This is a genomic window from Achromobacter arsenitoxydans SY8 (assembly GCF_000236785.1).
Classification (GTDB): domain Bacteria; phylum Pseudomonadota; class Gammaproteobacteria; order Burkholderiales; family Burkholderiaceae_B; genus Achromobacter; species Achromobacter arsenitoxydans.
Window position 1 is genome coordinate 109,501 of sequence record NZ_AGUF01000010.1, and the last position, 7,370, is coordinate 116,870.

Sequence of the window (7,370 nt, forward strand, 5' to 3'; positions counted from 1 at the left end):
CCCAACCGCCGCGGCCGCTGGATTAACTCCGTTCCCCCTCTACCCAAGGACCCCGGATATGAAACGCCTGATTCTCTCGACCCTGACCGCCGCCATCCTGGGCGCCGCCGCGGCCGCTTCCGCCGACAACCTGTCGATCGGCTTCGCCGACCCGCTGTCGTCCCTGGACCCGCAGCTGAACAACCACGCCGGCGACCGCTCGGTGGCCCTGCACTTCTGGGACCTGCTGATCGAGAACAAGTGGAACAAGCTGCAGCCCGGCCTGGCCGTGAGCTGGAAGCCCCTGGACGACACCACCTGGGAATTCAAGCTGCGTGAAGGCGTAAAGTGGCAGGACGGCACGCCGTTCACCGCCGACGACCTGATCTACTCCTACACCCGCGCCCGCGGCGTGCCGGGCAGCGTCGCCACCTACGCCGGCTACCTGCGCACCATCGACACGATGACCGCCAAGGACCCGCTGACGCTCATCATCAAGACCAAGGCTCCCAACCCCGACCTGCCCCTGAACCTGGCGTCCATCCACGTCGTCAGCAAGCACGTCGGCGAAAAGTCCTCGACCGAAGACTACAACTCGGGCAAGGCCATGATCGGCACGGGCCCCTACAAGTTCGTGTCCTACACCCCCGGCGACCGCGTCCTGATGGAACGCAACGACGCCTACTGGGGCGACAAGCAGATCTGGGAAAAGGTCAACTACCGCTACATCAACAACGCCGCCGCCCGCACCGCCGCCCTGCTGGCCGGCGACGTCGACGTGATCGACAAGGTCTCGGTGTCCGACCTGGCCAAGCTGCAGAAGGCCTCCAACATCTCGGTCTACCCGTACGACGGTCTGCGCGTCATGCTGCTGCAGCCCAGCTTCAACCCCGCGCCCAACCAGTACATCACCGACAACAACGGCAAGCCGCTGGACAAGAACCCGCTGCTGGACGTGCGCGTGCGCCAGGCCCTGAACCTGGCCATCAACCGCAAGGCCATCGCCGACCGCATCCTGCAAGGCGCCGCCACCGAAGCCAACCAGTGGATGCCCAAGGGCACCTTCGGCTACAACCCCGACGTCAAGGACATCCCCAACGACGTCGCGCAAGCCAAGAAGCTGCTGGCCGAAGCGGGCTTCCCCGACGGCTTCAAGCTGACCATGCACGTCCCCAACGACCGCTACCCGCAAGGCCCGGAAACGGCCCAGGCGGTCGCGCAGTTCTGGACCCGCGTCGGCGTCAAGACCCAGGTGGAAGTCGTGCCGTGGGCCGTGTACTCGGGCCGCGCCAACAAGAACGAATTCGCCGTCAGCATGCTGGCGTGGGGCAACGGCACGGGCGAAGCCAGCTACGCGCTGGTCAACATCCTGGCCACCGTCGACGCCAAGAAGGGCCTGGGTGCCTCCAACTGGGGCCACTACACCAACCCCAAGGTCGACGCCGCCCTGGAAAAATCCACGTCCGAATTCGACGTGGCCAAGCGTGAAGCCGTCCTGCGCGACTCCGTCAAGATCGTGTCCGACGACGTCGGCATCATCCCGCTGTTCCACTACAAGAACATCTGGGCCACCAAGAAGGGCCTGAAGGTCACCCCCATGACCAGCGACCGCACTGCCGCCATGATGGTCACCAAGGTCTCGGACAAGTAAGCATGACGCCGACCCTGACCATCACCCCCGCGGACGCGCTGATCGACGTTCCGCGCCTGATTCGCGTCGAACACGCCGCGCCGGGCGCGACCGTCGAGATCACCGCCCGCACGCGCCGCAACGGCGTGCTCTGGCAAAGCCAGGCCGCCTACACGGCGGGCGAGGACGGCGTCGTCGACCTGACCCGCGACGCGCCCGTCTCGGGCGACTACGCCGGCCTGGCCCCCATGGGCCTGGTCTGGTCGCAGTCCCCCGTGGACTCGAACAGCCGCGAACACTTCAACCACCCGGTGACCGAAGCGCTCGTCACCGACGTGGTCGCCCGCGTCCAGGGCGCCGAAGCGCAGGCCAGCTTCACGCAGCGCCTGGCGGCTGACGGCGTCACCCGCCACGAAGTCCGCGAGGAAGGCCTGGTCGGCACGCTCTACCTGCCGGCCGGCAGCGCACCCGGTTCGCATCCCGCCGTCATGATCCTGAACGGCTCGGGCGGCGGCATCAACGAACCGCGCGCGGCCCTGTACGCCTCGCGCGGCTACGCCGCCTTCGCGCTGGCGTACTTCAAGGCGCCCGGCCTGTCCGACTACATCTCCAACACCCCGCTGGAATACTTCCAGACTGGCCTGCGCTGGCTGCGCAAAAAGGTCCAGCCCAAGCACGACTTCGTCGCCATCAGCGGCCAGTCGCGCGGCGGCGAACTGGTGCTGCTGTTGGGCGCCACCTTCCCCAAGGAAGTGTCGGCCGTCGTGGCCTATGTGCCCGGCGCGGTGGTCCACAGCGGCCAGAACGCCTGCGACCCCAAGATCGGCCGCGAAGGCCCCACCTGGCTCTTGGGCGGCAAGCCCCTGCCCCACGTCTGGGAAAACAACCGCACGGCCACCTGGGCCCCGTTTGATGAAGGCCCCTCGCCGCACCGGCACGAGAAGGCCATTCTGACCGCGCTGCAAGACCCGGAAGCCGTGGCTCGCGCCCGTATCCGCGTCGAAGACATCGAAGGCCCGGTCATGCTGCTGTCCGCCACCGACGACGGTTCGTGGCCGTCCAGTCTTTACTCGAAGATGGTGCAGGACAAGCTGGCCGAAGTGAAACACCCGTACCCGGTGCAATGGCTGGACTACGAAAACGGCGGCCACTCCATCCTGTTCCCGTACGTGCCCACCACCCAGCTCGTCTACGCCCACCCCGTGTCCGGCAAGATCAGCACCAGCGGCGGCAACCCCAAAGACAACGCCCGCGCCGACCAGGAATCCTGGGAAGGCGTGAAGACGTTTTTGGATGCGGCAGTGAAGGCCAAAGGCTCGGCCTCCAGCGCCAGCTGAAAGACATACAAGGAGAACTCCTCAATGGCACAACAACCCATCGTGTACGACGTCACCAAGGACGTCGTAGACCAGCTCGTCGGCCTCGCGCCCGGCAGCCAGACCTTTGAAGTCCGCCACAAGCGCGACAAGGTCGCCGCCGCCACGCAAGGCAGCTACGACGCCCTCTTCGACCCGGCCCTGCCCGGCCTGTCGCTGGCCGACCGCCTGCTGGTCGCCCTGTACGCCACCCGCATCAGCCCGTCGCCGCTGCTCGCCTCGCACTACCGCGCCCGCCTGGCGGAAACGGACGCAGCCCCCGCCGACATCGCCGCCGCCGAATCCGGCAAGCCGTCCGACGCCTCCACCCCGCGCCTGGCCGCCGTTTTGGAATTCACGCGCAAGCTGATCGAAAACCCGGTCGAAGGCGACGAAGCCGCCCTGAAGACCCTGCCCGCCGCCGGCGTCTCCACGCCCGCCGTCGTCACCCTGTCGCAACTCATCGCCTTCCTGTCGTACCAGACCCGCCTGGTCGCCGGCCTGGTCGCGATGAAAGACCTGGAAGGCGAAGCGCCCCGCGCCGCCGCCGTCCCGCCCGCGCCCTTCGAACCCAACACCGCCGCCACCGCCCCGGGCGACGTCATCAAGGCCCACGGCTTCACCAACGAAGTCCTGGAGTGGAAGGCATGGCTAGACGTCGTCAACGTCGACACCGCCACCCCGGAACAAGTCGCCGTCCTGGAAGAAAGCCACCCCAAGGCCAAAGTCTCGGACTACTACCTGTTCCTGGTCCACCAACCGGAAATCCTGCGTCAGCGTTCGACGGCCTTCAACGCCATCATGTACGCCCCGGGCGGCCTGTCGCGCGCCGAACGCGAACTGGGCTCGACGGTGGTGTCCCGCGTAAACGGTTGCGTGTACTGCGCATCGGTCCACGCGCAGCGCTTCGAACAACTGGCCAAGCGCAATGAAGTGATCGCGCAAGTGTTTGAAGATCCCTACACCGCCGGCACCACGGCGCGTGAACTGGCGATCGGGCAGTTCTCGATCCAGATCACCGAAGCCCAGGCCGACGTGAACGCCAACAGCATCCAGGCATTGAAGAATGCCGGCTTGAGCGAAGGCGAAGTGCTGGACCTGCTGCACTCGGATGCGATCTTCGCCTGGGCGAATCGCTTGATGCTGAATCTGGGCGAGCCGGTTTTCACGACGGTGGGCTAAGGCAGACTTTTCCGCTGTACGAGAGGGCCACTGCAATCCAAGAGTGGCCCCGGGTGTCTGACACCGGCCGAATCAGATAAGCCGGTGTCAGACACCCCTGCAAGACCGTCGTCGCACTGCGAGAACGGTCCTGGGAGCCTGACACCGCAAGCATCGCCGTAAACTGGCCTTGGCGGCCCCCCTCGCCGCCAGCCACTCTGCCGCCCTCCGCGCCTCCCCCCTTCGGCCCACCGCGGCAGCCCACTCGCGAACAAGACACGGAGCCCAGCCATGGACCATGACCTTGACGCCATGACGCGCGAGCAGCTCATCAACGAAGTCAAGAAACTGCGCACCGGCGTGCGCGCCCATCGCGACGCCACCGGCCACGACCTCTGTTGGCATCACCCTCAGCTATGGAACCTGCTACCCGAGCAAGCAGGCAAACCACCCATCGTGCCCTCCTGGCCTCAGTTCATGCGAGGCTGCATCGCCTACCGCACATCGCTAGACGCGCAATGCCCAGGCGCTGTGCGCAGCGAACAGGAATACGACGGCAAGCCCTAATCGCCAAGGCGCATCCGGTCCCACGCCATGCGGGTCCGACACACGCCGCCGGGCCTGCCCTTTCTCGGGGAAGGGTTAAACTGCCACTTTCCGCCTTCCCCTGCGCCCCGCCCCTATGAGCGGGGCGCAATGCCTTTCCCCATGTCCGAAAAAACCCACGACATCCGCCCCGGCCAGTCGATCGAACTGCTCAAGGCCCTGCACATCCTGACCCGCGACGGCAAGATGAACCAGGACAGCCGCCGCAAGCTCAAGCAGGTCTACCACCTGTTCCAGTTCATCGAACCGCTGCTCAAAGACGTCCAACAACAACGCGGCGCCGTCACCCTGGCCGACCACGGCGCGGGCAAGTCATATCTGGGCTTCATCCTGTACGACCTGTTCTTCAAGGAACAGCCCGAAGCGCTGAAAAACGGCTCCCACATCTACGGCATCGAAACCCGCGAAGAACTGGTGAAATCGTCAGAGGAACTGGCCAAGCGGCTGGGGTTTGGCGGAATGTCGTTCTTGAACCTGTCGGTAGCCGAGTCCATCACTTCGGACAAACTGCCCGCGTCCATTGACGTCGTTACCGCCCTGCATGCCTGCAATACGGCTACCGACGACGCGATTCACTTTGCGCTAGAGAAGAAGGCCAAGTACATCGTGGTCGTGCCTTGCTGCCAGGCTGAGGTGGCTTCGGTGTTGCGGAAGAATAAAGCGAAGGCGCTGGCGGATCCGCTGGCCGAAATTTGGCGGCATCCGCTGCATACTCGCGAATTCGGCAGCCAGATCACAAACGTATTGCGATGCCTGCAACTGGAAGCGCACGGCTATCAGGTCAGCGTGACTGAGCTGGTCGGATGGGAACATTCGATGAAGAATGAACTGATCATTGCGCAGTACAAGAATCTGCCGACTCGGAAGCCCGCGGAACGGCTTACCGAAATGCTGGAGCGGATTGGGTTGCAGGAATTGAAGGATCGGTTTTTCTTGCCTCAGGTTGCTTAAGACTGAATAGCCCCTCGCTCAACAATGAATTTCTCCAGCTACCTGGACCGGCTCCGCGCCGTCTACGACGCGTATGCGTCCGCACTAAGCCTCAACCCAGGTGCGACGAAAGCGGTGATGGAAGCGGCGGAAACGCACCTCGGCTTCCCGATCTCGGCAGACGTCAGGCAGGCTTGGCTCCTCGCCGATGGCTGCGAAAGCGACGGGCCGGTATTCATGCGGCCGGGCTATCTGACAGGCTACGATTTTCTTTCGCTGGAAGAGGCGATTACCCAACGGTCGAATATGGCCAAACGGGCGCCAAGATATGCCGGCTTCGATGAGCCCGCATCGACCGATGCGCGCATTAGAGAAGGCTGGTTCCATGAAGGCTGGCTGCCCTTCGCCGGCTTCGGTGGGGCAACGCTGCTGCTGATGGCCGACCACTCGCCAGGCAAGCTCGGCACGCCGGGACAGATAATCGCATTTACCCATGACCCGGACCAGATTACTTGGGTTGCGCCGAGTTTTGAGGCGCTGCTAATGGGCTCGATTATCGAGATCGAGGGCGATCCGGAGGAGTTTTTGGGGTTGTATTAGGACGGATGGGCAATTTCGGCCCCCGCTGCAGGCCATCAATAACTTGTAAGCCGCTGGTCACTACAGGCCTTAGCCCGCCCAATATCGTGAGATTCCTATCGCCTTAATCGTAGTCAACTCAGGCATCGAACGATGCCAGAAGATGGTCGCCGGCTGATTCACAAGCTCTGTGAGCCAGCACGGCGCGTCGCTCTCCCTTACTGCCAAGCGTAGAGGCACCGTTGCCTCTCCGTTCGAAAACCGCTTTCTGCTTTTCACCAGTATCCACTGTCTCCACCGTTCAACAGTCGCGGCTCCGAAAAGGATCTCTTTATAGGGATCCACCGACGTCATGTCATTAGCCACTCGAGTTGCCATGTAGCAGCAGCCAGACCGGCTTCAACTCCGCGCACCGGAGAGCAGGCGATCCAATAATTCCCCAACCCGATCGCGCTCGCGAACGCAGCAAAATTAGTACTGGTCTCATTTTCTTTTTATTGAGCCATGGGCAGGATTGCGAACGGAATCCATGCATGCCCGCTCCGATTGGAGACTCGATGGACGGGTTGCCGAATACGGAGTGAAAGTGCTTATGTATAGCTGGAAAGAAACCTTCGAGCTGTGCGCGGAAAACCGCAGGTGGATCGAAAACGAATTGAAGTCGGGCCCCGCGGTGACCTGCACGCGCAGCTTCATCATTTTGCCCCTGCGCTATGGCGCGGTAGGCGGCGCTGAGATTTCCCGCAATCAGCTGCCGCCGCTGCCGGTGAATGCAGCCGACCCCTACAAGGTTGGAATGCTTAGCGAATCGTCCTATGCATTGCGGCCGTTGCGTCAGGGCTTTCTCTATGTGCTCATCAAGCGCAAGCAGAAGCCGTATGAGTGGCACAGCCAGTACCGTGTCTCCGAGATCAGCACGCTCACTTACATTGATGCGGACAAGCCCTGGGAGCCTCCTGCGTCGGCCGGTGCGGGGGGATCAACAAGGCTGGCTTGGTCGTTGAAGATCTTCGATGTGGACGGCATCGACGATCTGCGTTTCCTTTTCAGTCCGGTTCCTCTCACGTCCGCAGTGCGGGACAAGTACCGCACCCAAGAGAGCCACCGTCAAACGATGAGATCGGTGAACC

Annotated in this window: 7 protein-coding genes; all 7 read left to right on the top strand. The window is 63.4% G+C overall.

Features of this window, described 5'->3' with window-relative positions; genetic code table 11:
* The first annotated feature begins 58 nt into the window (after positions 1 to 58).
* The gene (locus KYC_RS02370; protein WP_008158455.1) at positions 59 to 1,630 is read left to right on the top strand and encodes an ABC transporter substrate-binding protein; all 1,572 of its coding nucleotides are present in this window, start codon (positions 59 to 61) and stop codon (positions 1,628 to 1,630) included.
* Between the two features lie 2 nt (positions 1,631 to 1,632).
* Positions 1,633 to 2,946 (top strand): acyl-CoA thioesterase/bile acid-CoA:amino acid N-acyltransferase family protein, encoded by a 1,314-nt coding sequence (locus tag KYC_RS02375; protein WP_008158457.1) that lies wholly within the window; start codon positions 1,633 to 1,635, stop codon positions 2,944 to 2,946.
* A gap of 24 nt (positions 2,947 to 2,970) precedes the next feature.
* Positions 2,971 to 4,146: a CMD domain protein gene (locus tag KYC_RS28545; RefSeq protein WP_008158458.1), complete on the top strand. Its 1,176-nt coding sequence runs from the start codon at positions 2,971 to 2,973 to the stop codon at positions 4,144 to 4,146.
* Positions 4,147 to 4,416: 270 nt separating this feature from the next.
* The gene (locus tag KYC_RS02385; protein WP_008158461.1) at positions 4,417 to 4,692 is read left to right on the top strand and encodes a hypothetical protein; all 276 of its coding nucleotides are present in this window, start codon (positions 4,417 to 4,419) and stop codon (positions 4,690 to 4,692) included.
* A gap of 141 nt (positions 4,693 to 4,833) precedes the next feature.
* Entirely contained in the window at positions 4,834 to 5,682 is an 849-nt protein-coding gene (locus KYC_RS02390; protein WP_008158463.1) for a class I SAM-dependent methyltransferase, read from the top strand.
* Positions 5,683 to 5,706: 24 nt separating this feature from the next.
* The gene (locus KYC_RS02395; protein ID WP_008158466.1) at positions 5,707 to 6,261 is read left to right on the top strand and encodes an SMI1/KNR4 family protein; all 555 of its coding nucleotides are present in this window, start codon (positions 5,707 to 5,709) and stop codon (positions 6,259 to 6,261) included.
* Positions 6,262 to 6,769: 508 nt separating this feature from the next.
* Positions 6,770 to 7,370, top strand: a 601-nt coding sequence (locus KYC_RS02400; RefSeq protein ID WP_202946571.1) for a toxin VasX, incomplete at its 3' end; no start/stop codon positions are given.